We start from the raw sequence: 20,795 nt of genomic DNA, 5'->3' as shown, positions 1-20,795 counted from the left end.
GTACAGGACGTGCGGGGGAATGAGTGCAAATTCTATGAATGATTTTACGCTATATGATTTAGGCTTGGCTGGCGTTATGCAATACATCGCCAAAAACCACGATTCACGTATTGAAATAGATGAGGCAAAAATACCGGTCACGCTGTCGCAATATGATAAAAACGATCCGAACCATGAAGCACAGATTAAAAACTATTTTCTGTCATTAGGTCTGATGATTCACGAGGTGAAATTCTCGCGCCCCGACGATTTGCTGAATGAAAATATGCCGCTGATTATATTAACCTCCGACATGCAATGGATGGTGTGTGTCGGGTGCCAGGAAGGGGGGCTACAGCTGGTCAAGCGTAACAACGAGTTGGGTGTCGTTGCGTGCGCCAGAGAAAACATCCAGACGATTTCGGTCTTTCTGATCCAGCCTTTAAGCGGGATGACTGAATCGATAAAAATAAGTTCAATACTAAAATCCGGGCTGCAAAATAATAAATTTTTTTACAGTAAGTATTTTTTCACTTCGCTGTTTATGGCCCTGTTTGCGCTGACGATCCCGGTTTTCAGTAATCTTTACTACGATAAGCTCGTGCCCGGATCATCGACCGCTTCTCTGTTTGGGGTGGTCGGTATCGTGCTGGTATTCATCGTTTTTGAGTTTTTACTGCGATCCTCGAAAGATATCTATCAGTCGATTGTCTCGCGTCAGGAGGATGTCAATATTGATGTTTCTTTTGTCGAGGCGCTGATCTACAACACCACCAAAAGCAGTTCTATGTCCTCAGTTTTTGTTCTCTGGACAGAATTCCAAAAAATTAAGCCGGTATTGTTAAACTCTGTTTTCCAGCGCGTGTCGGATATTCCGGTATTTATTATTTTTTGTGTGATTATTTACATTAATCTCGGCGCCCTGGTGTTAGTACCCGTGATGATGATGGTGGTGTCGCTACTGTTGGCCTGGGGATATTTCAGGTATACGGAAGTGCTGATGGATAAAATGAAGGAGAGCCAGTCAAACCGTAACGTTTTCATTACTGAATTACTCTATTCCTTACGTACCATTCATACCCTAAACAATAAAAACCTGATGCTTGATTGGGTTAATAGCAGTAACAATCAGTCATGGCTGAGCTTAAAACTGCGCAAGGCTGGAGTCTATTATCAGTCTGCGCTCAGCGCGATGTCGAGTCTGAATCAGATCCTGTTGATGGTTTTCGCTTTTTTTCTGGTCATTAAAGGAGAAATCACCACGGGGGCAATTGTCTCTTCCGTTATAGTCTCCGGACGGATGTCAGGGATCATCTCGGGATTATCATCAACGCTCTCTACTATTTTCACAACCAATAAAACCATTACGGATTTAATGAAAATGTTTATGCCGGCAGGGCAGGAACATGAGCAAAAATTGCTGCAATCGATCGTGAACGTGCGAGGTGATATCTCTCTACGCGCTCTGAGCTATCAGTACGATCCGCAATTACCAAAAGCGCTGGATACGCTGACGCTGGATATTCCTCATGGGCAGCGGGTGGCAATTATTGGCGAATGTGGTTCCGGGAAAAGCTCGCTGATTTCCCTGCTCTCTGGCTACTGTCCACCTACTGAGGGCAGTATTATGTACGATGGCTACAATACCCGACATCTGGCGCAGAACTTTTTCAGCCGCTTTATCAGTATGGTGACCAATAACGACACGCTGTTTACCGGCAGCATTGAAAGTAACTTTGCCCTTAAAGATTGCGACAACCGCAAGAAGGTGATCGAGGCGCTTAATCTGGCGAACTGTACCTTTGTGCTCCAGCATCCAATGGGGCTGCGTTACCCGGTGATGTTTATGGCGCGTAACTTATCCTCAGGGCAAAACCAGCAGCTGTTATTGGCGCGTAGTTTGAGTAGCGATGCTCAGATTTACTTATGGGATGAGCCAACCTCGAATATGGATGAAATAACCGAACAGCGTATCTTCGATCATCTCGATCACTTTATCAGCGGTAAGACACTGATCATGGTGACGCACCGTCGCTATTTGCTGAAGTATTTCGATCGTGTGCTGGTCATGAAAGGGGGCAAAATCATTCGTGACTGCACGCCGGATAAACTATTAGGGCCAGCAAACGTCGAGCAGACAAAGCAACCTGTTCGCGTAACGGTTGCGTCAGCGAACGAAAAACAACCGCGGTGACGATATTTTTTCATTGACCGGACTGATTAGTGAGCCGTTTCGCAGCACCGATTTATTATTGCTGTATCTTCTGCGTGAATGAAGCGAAGGCTTCATATTCAAAAGGAGAATATTGAAATGGGAAAACTCACGGGCAAAACAGCATTGATTACGGGCGCATCTCAGGGTATTGGCGAGGGGATCGCCAGAACGTTTGCCCGCCATGGCGCGAACTTAATCCTGCTGGATATCTCCGATGAGATTGAAAAACTGGCGGATGAGCTGGCAGGACGCGGTCACCGCTGCACTGCGGTTCACGCGGATGTTAGAGATTTTGCTTCGGTCACGGAAGCGGTGAAACGCGCGAAGAAGGTTGAAGGAAAAATCGATATTCTGGTCAACAATGCCGGCGTATGTCGCCTCGGCAACTTCCTTGAGATGAGCGATGAAGATCGCGACTTCCATATTGATATCAATATCAAAGGCGTCTGGAACGTAACGAAAGCCGTGCTGCCGGAGATGATTGATCGCAAAGACGGGCGTATCGTGATGATGTCCTCAGTGACTGGCGATATGGTGGCCGATCCGGGCGAAACGGCCTATGCAATGTCAAAAGCGGCGATTATCGGCTTAACCAAATCGCTGGCGGTGGAATATGCGCAGTCCGGTATTCGCGTGAATGCCATTTGCCCTGGCTATGTTCGCACGCCGATGGCGGAAAATATTGCGCGTCAGTCCAATCCGGACGATCCGGAATCTGTATTAACCGAAATGGCGAAAGCGATCCCGATGCGTCGTCTGGCCTGCCCGCTAGAAGTCGGTGAGCTGGCTGCGTTCCTGGCCTCGGATGAGTCCAGTTATTTAACTGGCACGCAAAACGTGATTGATGGCGGTAGTACCTTGCCTGAAAGCGTTAGCGTCGGCGTCTGATTGATGCCGGTCTCCTCCCCGCGCGATGGGGAGGAGGTACCCCTTATTCTCTTTTCAACTTTCAAATCATCAAACGGTATATAAAACCGTTACTCCTTTAGCACTGGTTATAAATATGATGACCATAAGAAAGTCATTAAATTTATAAGGGTGCGCAATGGCCGTTAACTTACTGAAAAAAAGAACCCTGACGCTGGCAGCAATGCTGTTGCTGGTGGGGCAGGCGCAGGCAACGGAACTGCTGAACAGTTCATACGATGTCTCTCGTGAGCTGTTTGCCGCCCTTAACCCGCCATTTGAACAGCAATGGGTAAAGGATAACGGCGGCGACAAACTGACGATAAAACAATCTCATGCCGGGTCATCAAAACAGGCGCTGGCGATTTTGCAAGGGTTGAAGGCCGATGTAGTGACCTATAACCAGGTGACAGACGTGCAGATCCTGCATGACAAAGGCAAGCTGATCCCCGCCGACTGGCAAAGCCGACTGCCGAATAACAGCTCGCCATTCTATTCCACCATGGCGTTTTTGGTGCGTAAGGGTAACCCGAAGAATATCCACGAATGGAACGATCTGGTTCGCCCGGACGTGAAGCTAATTTTCCCCAACCCGAAGACTTCCGGTAACGCGCGTTATACCTATCTGGCTGCGTGGGGCGCGGCAGATAAAGCTGACGGTGGTGATAAAGCCAAAACCGAACAGTTTATGACCCAGTTTCTGAAAAACGTGGAAGTGTTTGATACCGGCGGTCGCGGTGCAACAACCACCTTTGTTGAACGCGGTCTGGGTGATGTGCTGATCACCTTTGAATCGGAAGTGAACAACATCCGTAAACAGTATGAAGATCAGGGTTTCGAAGTGGTGGTGCCGAAGGTCAACATTCTGGCGGAATTCCCGGTAGCCTGGGTAGATAAAAATGTGCAGGCCAACGGTACTGAAAAAGCGGCGAAAGCGTACCTGAACTGGCTGTACAGCCCACAGGCGCAAACCATCATTACCGATTTCTACTACCGCGTGAACAACCCGCAGGTGATGGACAAGCTGAAAGATAAATTCCCGCAAACCGAACTGTTCCGCGTCGAAGACAAGTTTGGCGCGTGGCCTGAGGTGATGAAAACGCACTTTGTCAGCGGCGGCGAGCTGGACAAACTGTTGGCGGCGGGGCGTAAGTAAATGTTTGCTGTTTCCTCCCGACGCGTGCTGCCCGGCTTCACTTTAAGCCTCGGGACCAGCTTATTGTTCGTTTGCCTGATATTGCTGCTGCCGCTTAGTGCGCTGGTCATGCAACTGGCGCAAATGAGCTGGGCGCAGTATTGGGAAGTGATTACCAATCCGCAGGTGGTAGCGGCTTATAAAGTGACACTGCTGTCGGCGTTTGTGGCATCAATTTTTAACGGCGTGTTCGGTTTGCTGATGGCGTGGATCTTAACCCGCTATCGCTTTCCGGGCCGTACGCTGTTGGATGCGCTGATGGACCTGCCGTTTGCGTTGCCTACGGCGGTAGCTGGCCTGACGCTGGCGTCGCTGTTTTCGGTCAATGGCTTCTACGGCGAGTGGCTGGCGAAGCTGGACATTAAGGTGACCTACACCTGGCTTGGCATCGCGGTGGCGATGGCCTTTACCAGCATTCCGTTCGTGGTGCGCACCGTACAGCCAGTGCTGGAAGAGTTAGGCCCGGAGTATGAAGAAGCGGCGGAAACGCTCGGTGCCACGCGCTGGCAGAGCTTTCGTAAAGTGGTGCTGCCAGAGCTGTCTCCCGCGCTGGTGGCGGGCGTAGCGCTTTCGTTTACCCGCAGTCTCGGTGAGTTTGGCGCGGTTATTTTTATCGCCGGGAACATCGCATGGAAAACCGAAGTGACCTCGCTGATGATTTTTGTTCGCTTGCAGGAGTTTGACTACCCGGCCGCCAGCGCGATTGCTTCTGTGATCCTCGGGGCGTCGTTGTTGCTGCTGTTTTCAATTAACACCCTGCAAAGTCGCTTCGGTCGACGCGTGGTAGGTCACTGATGGCAGACATTACTCAATTGAAACGCTATGACGCACCCCGTATTAACTGGGGTAAATGGTTTCTGATCGGCACGGGCATGCTGGTATCGACCTTTATTTTACTGGTACCGATGATTTATATCTTCGTGCAGGCGTTCAGCAAGGGATTAATGCCGGTACTACAGAACCTGGCTGACCCGGATATGCTGCATGCCATTTGGCTCACGGTGCTAATTGCGCTGATTGCGGTGCCGGTGAATCTGGTGTTTGGCGTATTGCTGGCCTGGCTGGTGACTCGCTTCAACTTCCCCGGACGCCAACTGCTGCTGACGCTGCTGGATATTCCGTTTGCCGTCTCGCCGGTGGTCGCAGGTCTGATCTATCTGTTGTTTTACGGTTCTAACGGCCCGCTGGGTGATTGGCTGGATGAACACAACCTGCAAATTATGTTCTCCTGGCCGGGGATGGTGCTGGTGACAGTGTTTGTGACCTGTCCGTTTGTGGTGCGCGAACTGGTGCCGGTAATGTTAAGTCAGGGCAGCAATGAAGACGAAGCGGCGATTTTGCTTGGTGCCTCCGGCTGGCAGATGTTCCGCCGCGTCACGCTGCCAAATATCCGTTGGGCGTTGCTGTATGGCGTGGTGCTGACCAATGCCCGTGCGATAGGCGAATTCGGCGCGGTGTCGGTGGTTTCCGGCTCGATTCGCGGCGAAACCTTGTCTCTACCACTACAGATTGAATTACTGGAGCAGGACTATAACGCCGTCGGCTCCTTTACCGCCGCCGCGCTGTTGACGCTGATGGCGATTATTACCCTGTTTTTGAAGAGCATGTTGCAATGGCGTCTGGAGAACCAGGAGAAACGCGCGCAGCAGGAGGAAAATCATGAGCATTGAGATTGCCAATATTAAGAAGTCTTTTGGTCGCACCCAGGTGCTGAACGATATCTCGCTGGATATTCCTTCAGGTCAAATGGTGGCTCTGTTGGGGCCATCCGGTTCGGGCAAAACCACGCTGCTGCGTATCATCGCCGGGCTGGAGCATCAGTCCAGCGGGCATATTCGTTTTCACGGCACCGACGTCAGTCGTTTGCACGCCCGCGACCGTAAGGTGGGGTTTGTGTTTCAGCACTATGCGCTGTTTCGCCATATGACCGTTTTCGACAACATCGCTTTTGGTCTGACAGTTCTGCCACGGCGTGAGCGTCCGAACGCGGCGGCGATCAAAGCCAAAGTGACCAAACTGCTGGAGATGGTGCAATTGGCTCATCTGGCAGATCGTTTCCCGGCGCAGCTTTCCGGCGGCCAGAAACAGCGTGTGGCGTTGGCGCGTGCGTTGGCGGTCGAGCCGCAGATCCTGCTGCTCGACGAGCCGTTTGGCGCGCTCGACGCTCAGGTGCGTAAAGAACTTCGCCGCTGGCTGCGTCAGCTGCACGAGGAACTGAAGTTCACCAGCGTGTTTGTCACCCACGATCAGGAAGAAGCGACGGAAGTTGCGGATCGCGTGGTGGTGATGAGCCAGGGCCATATTGAACAGGCCGATGCGCCGGATCAGGTCTGGCGCGAACCGGCCACCCGTTTTGTGCTGGAGTTTATGGGCGAGGTTAACCGCCTGCAGGGGACGATTCGTGGCGGACAGTTCCACGTGGGCGCACACCGCTGGCCGTTGGGCTATACACCTGGCTATCAGGGACCGGTCGATCTGTTCCTGCGTCCATGGGAAGTGGATGTGAGCCGCCGTACCAGCCTGGATTCGCCGCTGCCGGTGCAGGTGCTGGAAGCCAGTCCGAAGGGGCACTACACCCAATTAGTTGTACAACCCCTCGGGTGGTACAACGAACCGCTGACGGTCATCATGCAAGGCGATGATTCCCCGAGCCGCGGTGAACGGCTGTTTGTTGGACTGCAAAATGCACGTTTGTATAACGGCGACCAGCGTATTGAAACGCGTGAAGAGGAACTTGCCCTGGCGCAATCAGCCTGATAGGTTAATTTGCATAGTTATCGCCCGGTGGCGCTACGCTTACCGGGCTTTTTTACGAGCTGAAAACGTGAACACATTAGAAAAAACAATTGGCAATACGCCTCTGGTGAAATTACAACGCCTGGCGCCGGATAACGGCAGCGAAATTTGGGTCAAGCTGGAAGGGAATAATCCTGCGGGTTCGGTGAAAGACCGGGCGGCGCTGTCGATGATTGTTGAAGCGGAAAAGCGTGGGGAAATTAAGCCGGGTGACGTATTGATTGAGGCTACCAGCGGCAATACTGGTATTGCGCTGGCGATGATCGCTGCGCTGAAGGGCTACCGCATGAAGCTGCTGATGCCGGACAACATGAGCCAGGAACGCCGGGCGGCAATGCGTGCCTATGGCGCGGAACTGATTCTGGTCACTAAAGAGCAGGGGATGGAAGGGGCACGCGATTTAGCCCTCGCTATGTCTGAACGCGGAGAAGGTAAACTGCTCGATCAGTTTAATAATCCCGATAACCCGTACGCGCACTACACCACCACCGGACCCGAAATCTGGCAGCAGACATCAGGTCGCATCACCCATTTTGTCTCCAGTATGGGGACGACCGGTACCATTACCGGCGTGTCGCGTTTTCTGCGCGAGCAGGAAAAACCGGTCACTATCGTTGGCCTGCAGCCGGAAGAGGGCAGCAGTATTCCGGGAATTCGCCGCTGGCCTGCGGAATATATGCCGGGCATTTTTAACGCCTCGCTGGTGGATGAGGTGCTGGATATTCCTCAGAATGATGCCGAAAATACCATGCGTGAACTGGCCGTGCGTGAAGGAATTTTCTGCGGTGTCAGCTCTGGCGGCGCGGTCGCGGGCGCGTTACGCGTTGCACGTGCCACGCCCGGCGCGGTAGTTGTGGCGATCATCTGCGATCGCGGCGATCGCTACCTTTCGACCGGCGTCTTTGGTGAAGAGCACTTTAACCAGGGGCTGGGAATTTAACTTGTTGGCCTGATAAGCGCAGCGCCATCAGGTAACTGCCTGGCACGATGGCCGGATAATGTTTTATCCGGCCAGGGATGATTAATCGTTACGTTTTTCCACCAGCTTATCAAGGAATTGCCACAGCTTCTCATTCATCTGCTGGTAATCCCAGGCGCGCATCTCTTCAACCGGGCGGATGAAGCGTTGCCCTTCGGCTTCAGCCAACTCTTGCTCTGAGTGCTGAATTAATCCTTCAATCGCGTCAGCTGTGAACTCCATATGGCACTGAAAACCATAGACGAAATTACCGTATTGTACGATTTGTCGCGGGCAGCCCTCACTGGTAGCAAGAATTATCGCCTGGTCGGTTAACCCCGGCATGTCGTTGTGCCAGTGACCGACGATAAGCGGTGAGCCGAAATGGCTGAACAACGGGTGCTGTTGGCCTGCCTCGGTCAGGACGATTGGGTAGTGCCCAATCTCTTTTTCCGGGCTTTGACACACCTTCGCGCCCAGCGCTTCTCCAATTAACTGCGAACCCAAACAGATCCCCACCACGATTTTTCTTGCCGAAATCGCCTGGTTAATCAGATGCTGCTCAGCCTGAGAGTCAAAGTATGGGCACTCTTCCTGCGTGGTGCGGGGCGACTGCGGGCCACCAAAGACGACCAGCATATCGAAACCATCGGCATTGGCGGGAACTGTTTCTCCAGCGTATACGCGTGACCAGGTGATGGTATAGCCGCGCGATTCGGCCCACGGCAGGTACGCGCCAGCAGATTCAAAAGACTCATGAATAACAAAATGAACTCGCACTTTTTGTCTCCTGTTAGCGCTTTAGCGCCTGATGAATATCAAACGCCAGCTTATCAATGTCGCTGTCTTCTAATGTTGACAGCGTAATGCGTAAACCGTGTGCAGGCGTATTGACGCCGAACACTTCGCCTTCGCGAACCAGCCAGCCAGACTTTGCCAGCGCAAAAGCGATCTCCTGACTGTGATCTGCCAGCGATAACCACAGATTCAGACCGTCACCGACGGGCAGTTCAATGCCATGTTGGCGCAGAGCCGTATTCAGCTTTTGCTGCTGGACGGCGTAAAACTGCTGCGTTTGTGCCAGCGTGTGTTGATATGTCTCGTCACTCAGGCACGCGCAGGCTAAATCCTGCAGCAGATGGCTGACCCACTGACTGCCGGAGTTGAGCCGTAAACGCAGTTTCCCGGATGTGACGGGATCGCTGGCTACGATAGCCAGGCGTAAATCCGGGCCTAAGGTTTTCGACATCGAACGGACAATCGCCCAGTGTACAGTTTCCTGCGCAATCACCGGATACCAGCGGCAAGCGGACAGCAGCGCAAAGTGGTCGTCGACGATCACCAGCGTTTGCGGATAGCGAGCCAGGATTTCCTGTAATTGCGCCGCGCGGGATGCGCTCAGACTGCATCCTGTCGGGTTATGAGCGCGCGGGGTCAGAATCACCGCCCGCGCGCCTTTCTGTAATGCGCATTCCAGCATGGCGGGTTGCATGCCTTTACTGTCGACGTTAACTGGACTGGCGGTAAATCCGGCATAGCGCAGCATGTTGATGCTACTCAAAAAGCACGGATCTTCTACAGCCACGCTATCGCCGGGCAGTAAATGGGCACATAGCAGCCGCTCAATGGCATCGATGGCGCCGCTGGTGATATCAATTTCCCCCTGATCCGGTATCGCATCCTGCATCCATTGCGTGGCCCAGCTCTTGAGTCCTGGGGAGACGGCTGCATCACCATACAAACGCGGGTTCTTATTTATCTTCGCGAAATAACTACTCAGGTCAGGAAGCCGTGAGGGCGCTGGATTACCGCCGGAAAGATCGATTAGTGGAGTATCTGGGTTACCACCTTCCAGCGCAACGGGGGCTGTAATCCCCTTAATCACCGTGCCGTTGCGTCCCAGACTCTGTGCCAACCCGGAGGTGACCAGACGTTTGTAAGCCGCCGCGACAGTATTGCGGTTCACGTTTAATTCCGTTGCCAGTTCCCGCACTGGCGGCAACGTTTCTCCTGCTGCCAGCGTGCCTGTAGAAACATGTTGACGGATACTGTCAAAAATTTCGTTAGCGGTTTTTCCGTCGATCATTATTGACCTATGACAAAATGGATTTTAGCATATGACGATAATAATGAGGCGTAAGCGCGCTGTCCAGCGAGAGGAGAAATTTATGGAGCAGGAGAGTGATATTCAGTCAGTGCTCTTCGACGACAAGCATCGGGCATTACAGACCGATATCGTCGCCGTCCAGTCACAGGTGGTATATGGCAGCGTAGGCAACAGCATCGCTGTGCCGGCCATTAAAGCGCAGGGATTACGCGTGACGGCAGTACCCACGGTACTGTTCAGTAACACCCCGCATTATGAAACCTTTTATGGCGGCGTTATTCCGCCCGAATGGTTTAGCGGCTATCTGCGCGCCTTAAGCGAACGTGATGCCTTGCGCGAGCTAAAGGCGGTGACGACAGGGTACATGGGCAGCGCGGAGCAAATCGCCTTGCTGGCACAATGGCTGGAAACCGTTCGGGCCACGCATCCGGACCTGTGCATTTTGGTTGACCCCGTGATTGGCGATACGGATAGCGGTATGTATGTTAAAGCCGAAATCCCGGAGGCTTATCGTCAGCGCCTGCTGCCGCTGGCGCAGGGGCTGACGCCGAACGTATTCGAGCTGCAAATGCTGAGCGGCAAGCCGTGTCGTACGCTTGATGAAGCAATCGCAGCGGCAAAATCTCTGCTTAGCGACACGCTGAAATGGGTGGTGATCACCAGCGCGCCGGGCGATAGCGAAGAGAATATTAATGTGGCGGTAGTGACGGCTGAAACGGTTGAGGTGTTCGCTCACCTGCGGGTGAAGACGGATTTAAAAGGCACCGGCGATCTGTTCTGTGCTGAACTGGTGAGCGGCATTGTGCTGGGGAAAGTGCTGACTACGGCGGCATACGATGCCGCGCAGCGCGTGCTGGACGTCATGAGCTGGACGCATCAGTGCGGTTGTGATGAATTAATTCTGCCACCGGCAGGGGAGGCACGATGAAGAGTTATCGGCTGGTAGTACGCCAGCATGGACGTTTAGTCGGGCATTTTGATACCAGTGGGACAGAGGCGCTGGAAGATATTTGCGTAGCGCGGGCGATGTTTGGTATTGCGGGTGGGTATGATTGTGAACTGCTGGTGTCTGATTCCGAAAGGAGGATGCTGGAAAGCGGGCCGGAAGGGATGAAAATTCTGATGCGCGAGGCGTGTTACCGGCCGATGACCTCACAAATTTAACGCCGCCATCCGTTAGATAAAAAAAATGGCGCCATCTGGCGCCATTCTTCTCTGCGGCAAGAATTACTTCTTGATGCGGATAACCGGAGTTTCACCCACGGTCACGCTACCGGACAGTTTGATCAGCTCTTTGATTTCGTCCATGTTGGAGATAACAACCGGAGTCAGGGTAGACTTGGCTTTTTCTTCCAGCAGCGGCAGATCGAATTCAATAACCGGGTCGCCCACTTTAACGCGCTGACCTTCTTCAGCGATACGCTTGAAGCCTTCGCCTTTCAGTTCAACGGTATCAATACCGAAGTGAACAAACAGCTCAATGCCGCTGTCGGATTCGATAGAGAAAGCGTGGTTGGTTTCAAAGATTTTGCCGATGGTGCCATCAACAGGGGCGACCATTTTATTACCGGTTGGTTTGATAGCGATGCCATCACCAACGATTTTTTCAGCAAAAACTACATCCGGCACGTCTTCGATGTTGACGATCTCGCCAGAGAGCGGAGCAACAATCTCAATAGTTCCGGTGTCTTTCTTATCATCAGAAACCAGAGATTTCAGTTTATCGAACAAACCCATGATCTTCTCCTAAGCAGTAAATTGGGCCGCATCTCGTGGATTAGCAGATTGTTTTTTCTTCAATGAACTTGTTAACCAGCGTCATTAACTCGTCCGTTGTCGGTTGAGCAAGAGCCTGCTCTGCTAACACCTTCGCATCTTCGAAGTTCGTGTTACGGATAATCTTCTTAATGCGCGGGATAGAAATGGCGCTCATAGAGAATTCGTCCAGACCCATCCCCAGCAACAGAAGTGTAGCACGTTCGTCGCCTGCAAGCTCACCACACATGCCAGTCCATTTGCCTTCAGCATGAGAAGCATCAATAACTTGCTTGATCAGCGTCAGCACAGATGGCGACATCGGTTGGTAAAGGTGTGAAATCATATCATTACCACGGTCAACTGCCAGGGTGTACTGCGTTAAATCATTGGTGCCGATACTAAAGAAATCAACTTCTTTGGCTAAATGACGCGCAATTGTTGCCGCTGCTGGTGTTTCCACCATCACGCCAATCTCAATGCTTTCGTCAAATGCTTTACCTTCGTCGCGCAGTTCCTGTTTGTAGATTTCAATCTCTTTGCGCAGTGCACGCACTTCTTCAACAGAGATGATCATTGGGAACATGATGCGCAGTTTACCGAAAGCAGAGGCGCGCAGGATAGCGCGAACCTGGTCACGCAGGATCTCTTTACGATCCATGGCGATACGCACGGCGCGCCAGCCCAGGAACGGGTTCTCTTCTTTCGGGAAGTTCATGTACGGCAGCTCTTTATCGCCGCCGATGTCCATGGTACGGACGATGACCGCCTGAGAGCCACAGGCTTCAGCCACGGCTTTATACGCAGCGAACTGTTCTTCTTCAGTCGGCAGCGATTCACGGTCCATGAACAGGAATTCGGTGCGGTACAGACCCACACCTTCAGCGCCGTTACGCTCAGCGCCTTCAACGTCACGAACGGTACCGATGTTGGCGCAAACTTCAACCTGATGTCCGTCCAGCGTGATAGCCGGCAGATCTTTCAGCTTTGCGAGTTCCGCTTTCTCGGTCGCAACCTGCTCCTGAACGGCACGCAGTTGCTCAATAACGTCGTTGGTCGGATTGACGTAAACCTGGTTGTTTACGGCATCCAGAATCAGATAATCATCGTTTTTCACCTGAGAGGTGACGCTACCCGTACCAACGATGGCAGGTAGTTCCAGAGAACGCGCCATGATGGAGGTGTGGGAAGTACGTCCACCCGCGTCAGTGATGAAACCCAGCACCTTGTTCAGGTTCAGCTGTGCGGTTTCAGACGGGGTCAGGTCTGCGGCAACCAGGATAACTTCTTCCTGGATAGCGCTCAGGTCAATAATTGCCAGACCCAGAATGTTACGCAGCAGGCGTTTACCGATGTCACGTACGTCAGCCGCACGTTCTTTCAGGTATTCATCATCCAGCTCTTCCAGGGCTGTGGCCTGACCTTCGATAACTTCATGCGCAGCTGCATCAGCCGTCATGTGCTTATCTTTAATCAGGGCTATGATTTCCTGCTCCAGCTCCTCATCTTCGAGCAGCATGATATGCCCTTCAAAGATGGCTTCTTTTTCTTCACCGAACGTTTCACCAGCTTTGGTTTTGATCGCTTCCAGTTGCGCAGATGCCTTGGCACGACCGCTCAGAAAACGTTCAACTTCCTGATCAACCTTGTCGGCAGAAATTTTTTTCCGGTCAATGACGATTTCGTCTTCTTTCAGCAGCAATGCTTTGCCGAAAGCGATACCCGGGGATGCTAAAATGCCTGAAATCATAACCCTACCTTACTTGTGACTGATATTTAAAAGAACTCGTTGAACTTACTCGAGTTCAGCCATCAGTTTTACCAGATGCTCAACTGCTTTCTGCTCGTCTTCACCTTCTGCGGACAGGGTTACAACGGTACCCTGAGTCAGGCCCAGAGTCTGCAGTTTAAACAGGCTTTTGGCGCTAGCGCTTTTGCCGTTGGAAGTCACAGTAATTTCAGAAGTAAAACCTTTTGCTTCTTTAACAAACTGAGCAGCAGGGCGAGTATGCAGACCGTTCGGAGCGGTAATGGTAACTTCTTGCTGGAACATTATATTTCCCCAACTTATAGGTTTAGTGTTGTGGAACTAAAGTCTAGCCTGGCGGTTCAACTTTAGCCTGTATTGTTAGCATCGGCGTAAACTGGACGCGACACAAAAGGAGTTCGGTACAATCCGTTGTTGGCAACTTCTTGCCGCTGACGTTTCGTTCGTCATTAAACATTATGCAGCGAAAGGAAGAGTTGAACCAAATCATAAAATCGATTCAGCTAACGCTTTTCCTGTAACGATTAATTTCGCGCATCAAAATAATTAGCTTGGTTAAATACCAGTTCCGGCGGGTTGAATCAATGCCAGGAGAGTTGAAACTTTGAAGTAGGCCACAAAAAAGCACCCAAAAGGGTGCTTTTTTACGCGTTTTTAACATGCTGGCATTACTGTTGCAGTTCTTTCTCAGTGAAGAGATCGGCAAACAGTGCAGTGCTCAGATAACGCTCACCCGATGACGGTAGAATAACCACTATATTCTTATTGGTAAAGGTTTCATCTTCCTGGAGCTTGAGCGCGGCAGCAACCGCAGCACCGGAAGAGATCCCCGCCAGAATACCTTCTTCTTCCATCAGGCGACGTGCGGTAGAGATAGCTTCATCATTGGTGATGGTAACGACTTTATCGATAAGCTTCAGATCAAGGTTACCTGGAATGAAGCCTGCCCCGATACCCTGAATTTTATGCGGACCCGGTTTGAGTTCTTCACCCGCCAGGGCTTGGGTGATGACAGGGGAGTCGGTCGGTTCTACCGCGACGGTGATCAGGTCCGTTTTACCTTTGGTGCCTTTAATGTAACGGGTCACGCCAGTCAGCGTACCGCCGGTGCCGACGCCGGAAATAAAGACATCAACCTGGCCATCGGTATCTTCCCAGATTTCCGGCCCGGTGGTTTTTTCGTGGATTTCCGGGTTGGCCGGGTTGCTGAACTGCTGCAGCAGCAGGAATTTTTCCGGATCGCTGGCCACAATTTCTTCCGCTTTTTGGATCGCGCCCTTCATCCCTTTTGCGCCTTCGGTCAGCACCAGATTCGCGCCCAGCGCTTTTAACAGCTTGCGGCGCTCAATGCTCATGGTTTCCGGCATGGTCAGAGTCAGTTTGTAACCACGGGCGGCGGCAACGTAGGCCAGGGCAATCCCGGTATTACCGCTGGTCGGTTCAACCAGCTCAACGCCCGGTTTCAGCACCCCACGTTTTTCGGCATCCCAAATCATATTGGCACCGATACGGCATTTAACGCTAAAGCTCGGGTTACGTGATTCCACCTTCGCCAGAATGCGTCCGTTACCGATACGGTTCAGTCGAACCAGCGGCGTATGACCGATAGTCAGCGAGTTGTCTTCAAAAATCTTACTCATGGCCTGTCCTTAACTGTATGAAATTGGGATACCGCTTCAGCATACCTGTTGAGAAAGTATGGGGAAGTAAGGAAATCGCATATCTATATGCTGATGGGAAATAATGCCTTGCAGTATGGAATAAGAGCGGGCATAAGCCAGCCCGCTTTTACACATTTTTGCATTACTTCCATAACGCGTGCTTAGCACGATAGCAGTCTACCCACATCGCCGTGGCGCCACAAACCGCAACCGGCATAATGAACAGATTGAGTACCGGGATCATGGTGAACAGACTGGTCAACGCACCAAACTGCATATTGGTCACCTTACGCGTGCGCAGCGCGACGCGCATCTCCTTAAAAGGCACCTTGTGGTTATCAAACGGATAATCACAGTACTGAATGGCCAGCATCCACGCGCTGAACAGGAACCACAGCACCGGGGCGACGGTCTGTCCAATGCCGGGAATAAAATAGAGGATCAGCAATACAAAAGCGCGCGGGAGATACCACGCCAGCTTTTGCCATTCACGCTTCATAATGCGTGGAACGTCTTTCATGATGCCGAGAACGCCAGTGTCGGGTGGCGTTGCGCCCGTTAAGCGCGCTTCAAGTTGTTCTGCCAGTAAACCGTTAAACGGTGCGGCAATCCAGTTGGCAACGGTGGAGAACAGGTAGCCGAACACTAACAGTACGGAAATAGTGACAATTGGCCACAGCAAATAGCTGAGCCACTGCAGCCAGTCTGGAACGTGGCTCATCAATGCGGGGATCCAGCTATCGAGTTGGCTAAATAACCACCAGAATGCGCCGCCCATCAACAGGATATTCACCAGCAAAGGCAGAATAACAAAACGACGAATGCCCGGTTGGGAGATGAGCTTCCATCCCTGAGAAAAGTAATAAAGGCCGCTGCGAGGTACAACTGCAGATGATGAAACCATGGTAAGGACATACTCCTTGTTATATAAGCTCTGGTAAACCTGGCGTATCTTACCGGGTTGTTGAGCGTTAAGCTGTTCGGAAATGTTCGAAAAAACAGCAAAAAGCACAATTTTGTTCATCTTTATGCCGTGAAAGCCAAGAGTGCACTTGCACTTGGCGTAATCGACAAATACTCTTAGTGAGTAAATGTTTGCCGTGGTGGCAAGGTGTTAGAACAACAGAGAATATAATGATGCAGGATTTGCGTCTGATATTAATCATTGTTGGCGCGATCGCCATAATCGCTTTACTGGTACATGGTTTTTGGACTAGCCGTAAAGAGCGGTCTTCTATATTCCGCGATCGCCCACTGAAACGCATGAAGTCTAAACGTGAAGACGAGGATTCGTTCGACGACAACGTCGAGGAAGACGAAGGCGTGGGCGAAGTTCGCGTTCATCGTGTGAATCATGCTCCCGGTAACGCGCAGGAACATGGTGTTCCTCCTCAGTCGCCGCAACACCAGTACCAGCCGCCTTATGCGTCTGCTCAGCCGCGTCCAACCGCGCAGCAGCCTGCACAAGCGCCGGTACCGCCGCCGCATGTTCAGCAGCCGCCTCAGCCTGTTCAACCGCAACAGCCGGTGCAACATCAGCCTGTTCAGCCGCAACCGGTGCAACAGCCGGTGCAGCATCAGCCCGTTGCCCCTCAGGTGCAACAGCCGGTGCAGCAGGCTCCGCAACCTGCGCCACAAACCTTCCAGCCAGCAGAGCCTGTCGTTGAACATCAACCGCAGCCTGAGCCGGTCGTTGAAGAAGCGCCTGTTGCAGAAAAACCGCAGCGTAAAGAAGCCGTCATCATTATGAACGTCGCGGCACACCATGGTAGCGAGCTCAACGGTGATGTGCTGCTTAACAGCATTCAGCAAGCCGGTTTTAAATTTGGCGATATGAATATTTTCCATCGTCATTTGAGCCCGGATGGCAGCGGCCCGTCTCTGTTTAGTCTTGCCAACATGGTTAATCCTGGGACGTTTGACCCGGAGATGACGGGCGACTTCAGCACGCCTGGCGTGACTATTTTTATGCAGGTTCCGTCCTATGGCGACGAGCTGCAAAACTTTAAGCTGATGCTGCAGTCCGCGCAGCACATTGCTGATGAAGTTGGCGGTGTGGTGCTCGACGATCAACGTCGTATGATGACGCCGCAGAAACTGCGCGAATATCAGGACCGCATCCGCGAAGTTAAAGAATCTCACGCCTGATTTACTTCTGGCGTGACATCTCCTTGCTAAACCCCCGCCTGTCGGGGGTTTTTTATCATTGATGGTGCGATATGGAATCAATCGAACAACAACTGACAGAACTGCGAACCACGCTTCGCCATCATGAGTATCTCTACCATGTGATGGACGCGCCGGAAATTCCCGATGCGGAATATGATCGCCTGATGCGCGAACTGCGCGAGCTGGAAGCGCTGCATCCGGACCTTGTTACCCCCGACTCGCCAACCCAACGCGTTGGCGCCGCTCCGTTGTCGGCGTTCAGCCAGATTCGCCATGAAGTACCGATGCTGTCGCTGGATAACGTGTTTGATGAGGAGAGTTTTCTCGCCTTCAACAAGCGCGTGCAGGACCGACTGAAGAGCACCGATAAGCTGACCTGGTGCTGTGAACTGAAACTGGACGGCCTGGCGGTCAGTATCCTGTATGAAAACGGCGTGCTGGTCAGCGCCGCAACGCGCGGTGATGGCACCACGGGGGAGGACATTACCTCTAACGTGCGCACTATCCGCGCGATCCCGTTAAAACTGCGTGGCGAAAATATTCCCGCACGTCTGGAAGTGCGCGGGGAAGTGTTCCTGCCACAGGCCGGATTTGAAAAAATTAATGAAGAAGCCCGCCGCACTGGCAATAAAGTGTTTGCTAACCCGCGCAACGCGGCAGCCGGGTCATTACGTCAGCTTGATCCACGTATCACGGCGAAGCGACCGCTTACTTTCTTCTGCTATGGCGTTGGTGTGCTGGAAGGCGGCGTGCTGCCTGATACTCACCTCGGCCGTCTGCTGCAATTTAAAGAGTGGGGGCTGCCGGTAAGCGACAGGGTAGCGCTGTGTGACTCGCCGGAGGAAGTACTCGCTTACTATCACAAGGTTGAAGAAGACCGACCGATGTTGGGCTTCGATATTGACGGTGTGGTGATTAAAGTCAACTCCATGGCGTTGCAGGAGCAACTGGGCTTTGTCGCTCGCGCGCCGCGCTGGGCGGTGGCCTTTAAGTTCCCGGCGCAGGAGCAGATGACCTTTGTACGCGATGTGGAGTTCCAGGTCGGACGTACCGGGGCGATTACGCCCGTCGCTCGTCTTGAGCCGGTTCAGGTTGCCGGGGTTCTGGTCAGTAACGCCACTCTGCATAATGCCGATGAAATCGATCGTCTGGGGTTGCGTATTGGCGATAAAGTCGTTATTCGCCGGGCGGGCGATGTGATCCCGCAGGTCGTCAACGTGGTGCTTTCCGAGCGCCCGGAAGATACGCGTGAAATCGTGTTTCCACAGCATTGTCCGGTGTGTGGGTCGGATGTTGAACGTGTGGAAGGCGAAGCGGTCGCTCGCTGTACCGGCGGCCTGATTTGCGGGGCACAGCGTAAGGAGTCATTGAAACACTTTGTTTCCCGCCGCGCGCTCGATGTTGACGGTATGGGCGACAAAATTATCGATCAACTGGTCGAGAAAGAGTATGTCCATACGCCAGCAGATCTCTTCACCTTGACGGCAGGCAAGCTGACCGGACTCGATCGGATGGGGCCGAAGTCGGCGCAAAACGTGGTGAATGCGCTGGAAAAAGCGAAAGAAACGACGTTTGCCCGTTTCCTCTACGCGCTGGGCATTCGTGAAGTCGGCGAGGCCACAGCCGCAGGTCTGGCGGCGTATTTCGGCACGCTTGAAGCGCTGGAAGCGGCCTCTATTGACGAGCTGCAAAAAGTGCCGGATGTCGGCATTGTGGTGGCGACGCACGTGTTTAATTTCTTTGCCGAAGAGAGCAACCGCGAGGTGATAGGCCAGTTACTGGCGCAGGGCATTCACTGGCCCGCGCCAGTGGTTATCAACGCTGAGGAAATCGACAGCCCCTTCGCGGGCAAAACGGTGGTACTGACCGGAAGCCTGAGCCTGATGTCGCGTGATGACGCCAAAGCACGGTTGACCGAACTGGGCGCGAAAGTGGCCGGTAGCGTGTCGAAGAAAACCGATCTGGTTATTGCCGGCGAAGCGGCGGGTTCGAAACTGGCAAAAGCGCAGGAACTCGGTATTAGCGTGATTGATGAAGCTGAAATGATCCGCTTACTGGGTGCCTGAGATGGAAAAAGAGCAACTGGTTGAAATCGCCAACACCGTGATGCCCTTTGGCAAATATAAGGGGCGTCGGCTGATTGATGTCCCGGAAGAGTATCTGCTGTGGTTTGCCCGTAAGGATGAATTCCCGCCGGGTAAACTGGGCGAGCTGATGCAAATCACGCTGCTGATTAAAACTGAGGGGCTGACGCAACTGGTGCAGCCCCTGAAACGCCCGCTTTAAGCTTTTGCGGCGGGGCTTTTTTGCTGCGCCTGCAATGCGTCCGTCTGTTGCTTGTAGCGCCGGGCCAATACGGCGCAGACCATCAGCTGAATTTGATGGAAGATCATCAACGGCAGCACCATCATGCCAATCACCGAAGTCGGGAACAGAATATTTGCCATTGGGATCCCATTCGCCAGGCTCTTTTTCGAACCGCAGAAGACAATGGTGATTTCATCGGCTTTATTGAAGCCGCATTTCCGGGCAACAAAGACGTTTATGCCAATCACAATTGCCAGCAGAACGATGCTGACCACGCTGATAAAAAGCAGTGAGCCAATTCCTACTTTGTGCCAGATCCCGTTAACGACGGCTTCGCTAAAGGCGGAGTACACCACCAGTAAAATGGAGGATTGGTCCGTTTTGGCGATCCATTTTTTATGTCGTGATACCCAGTCACCAATCCATGGACGCGAAAGATGTCCCAGCACGAATGGCAGCAGCAGTTGCAGCATAATTTTCCCCACCTGCTCCAGGCTGCCTTCTGCGCCGTGCATGTTCATCACCAGGCCTACCAGCAGCGGTGAAAGGAAAATACCCAGCAGGCTGGAGGCCGAAGCGGAGCACACGGCGGCGGCGACGTTACCTCCGGCCAGCGATGTAAAGGCGATGGCCGACTGCACCGTGGCCGGCAAAATACACAGATACAGGAAACCGGAATACAGCATCGGGTCAACATTGACCGGTGCCCACCACGCGAACAGAACACCCAATACCGGGAAGACGACGAAAGTGCTGCACATGACCCACAGATGCAAACGCCAGTGGCTACCGCCAGCAATAATGGCCTCACGCGACAGCTTTGCCCCGTGCATAAAAAACAGCAGGGCAATGGCGGCGGTGGTTAAGCCTTCAAAAAAAGGGACAAAACCGCCCTCAGCCGGGAAAAAGGAGGCCAGTAAAACGACGGTAATTAACGTTATCGTGAACGGATCAAGAATACGAAAAAGTTTCATAAAAG

20 protein-coding genes are annotated in these 20,795 nt (G+C 52.6%); 12 read left to right on the top strand and 8 right to left on the bottom strand.

Annotated features, from left to right (window positions below; genetic code table 11):
* The first annotated feature begins 19 nt into the window (after nucleotides 1-19).
* The 7 genes from FHD02_RS09110 (at nucleotide 20) to cysM (ending at nucleotide 8,031) form a co-directional block, all read left to right on the top strand.
* Entirely contained in the window at nucleotides 20-2,173 is a 2,154-nt protein-coding gene (locus FHD02_RS09110) for a peptidase domain-containing ABC transporter (RefSeq protein ID WP_371415435.1), read from the top strand.
* 117 nt (nucleotides 2,174-2,290) lie between these two features.
* The gene (gene ucpA, locus FHD02_RS09105) at nucleotides 2,291-3,082 is read left to right on the top strand and encodes an SDR family oxidoreductase UcpA (protein ID WP_042306926.1); all 792 of its coding nucleotides are present in this window, start codon (nucleotides 2,291-2,293) and stop codon (nucleotides 3,080-3,082) included.
* A gap of 157 nt (nucleotides 3,083-3,239) precedes the next feature.
* Nucleotides 3,240-4,256 carry a sulfate ABC transporter substrate-binding protein gene (locus FHD02_RS09100; protein ID WP_220393817.1) on the top strand — a complete coding sequence of 339 codons (1,017 nt, stop codon included), beginning with the start codon at nucleotides 3,240-3,242 and terminating at the stop codon, nucleotides 4,254-4,256.
* A complete protein-coding gene (gene cysT / locus FHD02_RS09095) occupies nucleotides 4,257-5,090 on the top strand; it encodes a sulfate/thiosulfate ABC transporter permease CysT (RefSeq protein ID WP_038642497.1) in 834 nt (277 codons plus the stop codon). It abuts the gene before it with no gap.
* Nucleotides 5,090-5,965 (top strand): sulfate/thiosulfate ABC transporter permease CysW, encoded by an 876-nt coding sequence (gene cysW / locus FHD02_RS09090; RefSeq protein WP_042306930.1) that lies wholly within the window; start codon nucleotides 5,090-5,092, stop codon nucleotides 5,963-5,965. The genes cysT and cysW overlap by 1 nt, the downstream gene beginning before the upstream one ends.
* Entirely contained in the window at nucleotides 5,955-7,052 is a 1,098-nt protein-coding gene (cysA, locus tag FHD02_RS09085) for a sulfate/thiosulfate ABC transporter ATP-binding protein CysA (protein WP_003038066.1), read from the top strand. Before cysW ends, cysA begins: the two co-directional genes overlap by 11 nt.
* Nucleotides 7,053-7,119: 67 nt before the next feature.
* Nucleotides 7,120-8,031 (top strand): cysteine synthase CysM, encoded by a 912-nt coding sequence (cysM, locus tag FHD02_RS09080; protein ID WP_220393816.1) that lies wholly within the window; start codon nucleotides 7,120-7,122, stop codon nucleotides 8,029-8,031.
* A gap of 81 nt (nucleotides 8,032-8,112) precedes the next feature.
* Here cysM and FHD02_RS09075 read toward each other — a convergent pair whose 3' ends face one another.
* On the bottom strand, nucleotides 8,113-8,829 hold the full coding sequence (locus FHD02_RS09075; protein ID WP_137360904.1) for a type 1 glutamine amidotransferase: 717 nt from the start codon (nucleotides 8,827-8,829) through the stop codon (nucleotides 8,113-8,115).
* A 13-nt stretch (nucleotides 8,830-8,842) separates the two neighbouring features.
* Nucleotides 8,843-10,135, bottom strand: a complete 1,293-nt coding sequence (gene ptsJ, locus FHD02_RS09070) for a transcriptional regulator PtsJ (protein ID WP_137360905.1) — start codon at nucleotides 10,133-10,135, stop codon at nucleotides 8,843-8,845.
* Between the two features lie 82 nt (nucleotides 10,136-10,217).
* Between ptsJ and pdxK the strand changes: the two genes are divergently transcribed.
* Both pdxK and FHD02_RS09060 read left to right on the top strand, forming a co-directional pair.
* Nucleotides 10,218-11,084, top strand: a complete 867-nt coding sequence (gene pdxK / locus FHD02_RS09065; RefSeq protein WP_137360906.1) for a pyridoxine/pyridoxal/pyridoxamine kinase — start codon at nucleotides 10,218-10,220, stop codon at nucleotides 11,082-11,084.
* Entirely contained in the window at nucleotides 11,081-11,320 is a 240-nt protein-coding gene (locus tag FHD02_RS09060; protein WP_038642483.1) for a hypothetical protein, read from the top strand. Before pdxK ends, FHD02_RS09060 begins: the two co-directional genes overlap by 4 nt.
* A gap of 63 nt (nucleotides 11,321-11,383) precedes the next feature.
* On the opposite strand, the gene crr is transcribed toward FHD02_RS09060, so the two are convergent.
* From crr to cysZ, 5 genes are all read right to left on the bottom strand, one after another.
* Nucleotides 11,384-11,893 (bottom strand): PTS glucose transporter subunit IIA, encoded by a 510-nt coding sequence (crr, locus tag FHD02_RS09055; RefSeq protein ID WP_000522253.1) that lies wholly within the window; start codon nucleotides 11,891-11,893, stop codon nucleotides 11,384-11,386.
* A 40-nt stretch (nucleotides 11,894-11,933) separates the two neighbouring features.
* Complete coding sequence (gene ptsI, locus FHD02_RS09050; protein ID WP_003038080.1) at nucleotides 11,934-13,661, bottom strand: phosphoenolpyruvate-protein phosphotransferase PtsI; 1,728 nt, start codon at nucleotides 13,659-13,661, stop codon at nucleotides 11,934-11,936.
* 45 nt (nucleotides 13,662-13,706) lie between these two features.
* A complete protein-coding gene (gene ptsH / locus FHD02_RS09045; RefSeq protein ID WP_002913505.1) occupies nucleotides 13,707-13,964 on the bottom strand; it encodes a phosphocarrier protein Hpr in 258 nt (85 codons plus the stop codon).
* A gap of 383 nt (nucleotides 13,965-14,347) precedes the next feature.
* Nucleotides 14,348-15,319: a cysteine synthase A gene (gene cysK / locus FHD02_RS09040; RefSeq protein ID WP_038642476.1), complete on the bottom strand. Its 972-nt coding sequence runs from the start codon at nucleotides 15,317-15,319 to the stop codon at nucleotides 14,348-14,350.
* Between the two features lie 163 nt (nucleotides 15,320-15,482).
* Nucleotides 15,483-16,244 carry a sulfate transporter CysZ gene (cysZ, locus tag FHD02_RS09035; protein ID WP_069324501.1) on the bottom strand — a complete coding sequence of 254 codons (762 nt, stop codon included), beginning with the start codon at nucleotides 16,242-16,244 and terminating at the stop codon, nucleotides 15,483-15,485.
* Between the two features lie 230 nt (nucleotides 16,245-16,474).
* Between cysZ and zipA the strand changes: the two genes are divergently transcribed.
* The 3 genes from zipA (at nucleotide 16,475) to FHD02_RS09020 (ending at nucleotide 19,795) form a co-directional block, all read left to right on the top strand.
* On the top strand, nucleotides 16,475-17,488 hold the full coding sequence (zipA, locus tag FHD02_RS09030; RefSeq protein ID WP_061382159.1) for a cell division protein ZipA: 1,014 nt from the start codon (nucleotides 16,475-16,477) through the stop codon (nucleotides 17,486-17,488).
* Nucleotides 17,489-17,559: 71 nt separating this feature from the next.
* Nucleotides 17,560-19,575: an NAD-dependent DNA ligase LigA gene (gene ligA, locus FHD02_RS09025; RefSeq protein ID WP_137360907.1), complete on the top strand. Its 2,016-nt coding sequence runs from the start codon at nucleotides 17,560-17,562 to the stop codon at nucleotides 19,573-19,575.
* A 1-nt stretch (nucleotide 19,576) separates the two neighbouring features.
* Nucleotides 19,577-19,795 carry a DUF3820 family protein gene (locus FHD02_RS09020; protein WP_003038102.1) on the top strand — a complete coding sequence of 73 codons (219 nt, stop codon included), beginning with the start codon at nucleotides 19,577-19,579 and terminating at the stop codon, nucleotides 19,793-19,795.
* Here the strand turns inward: FHD02_RS09020 and FHD02_RS09015 are convergent.
* Nucleotides 19,792-20,790: a bile acid:sodium symporter family protein gene (locus FHD02_RS09015; RefSeq protein WP_137360908.1), complete on the bottom strand. Its 999-nt coding sequence runs from the start codon at nucleotides 20,788-20,790 to the stop codon at nucleotides 19,792-19,794. The two genes, FHD02_RS09020 and FHD02_RS09015, sit on opposite strands and share 4 nt — an antisense overlap.
* Nucleotides 20,791-20,795 lie beyond the last annotated feature (5 nt).

The organism is Citrobacter sp. EC_71, assembly GCF_019584005.1.
GTDB lineage: Bacteria > Pseudomonadota > Gammaproteobacteria > Enterobacterales > Enterobacteriaceae > Citrobacter > Citrobacter werkmanii.
The sequence above is the reverse complement of the archived record's forward strand: the minus strand, read 5'-3'. Positions and strand labels throughout refer to the sequence as shown.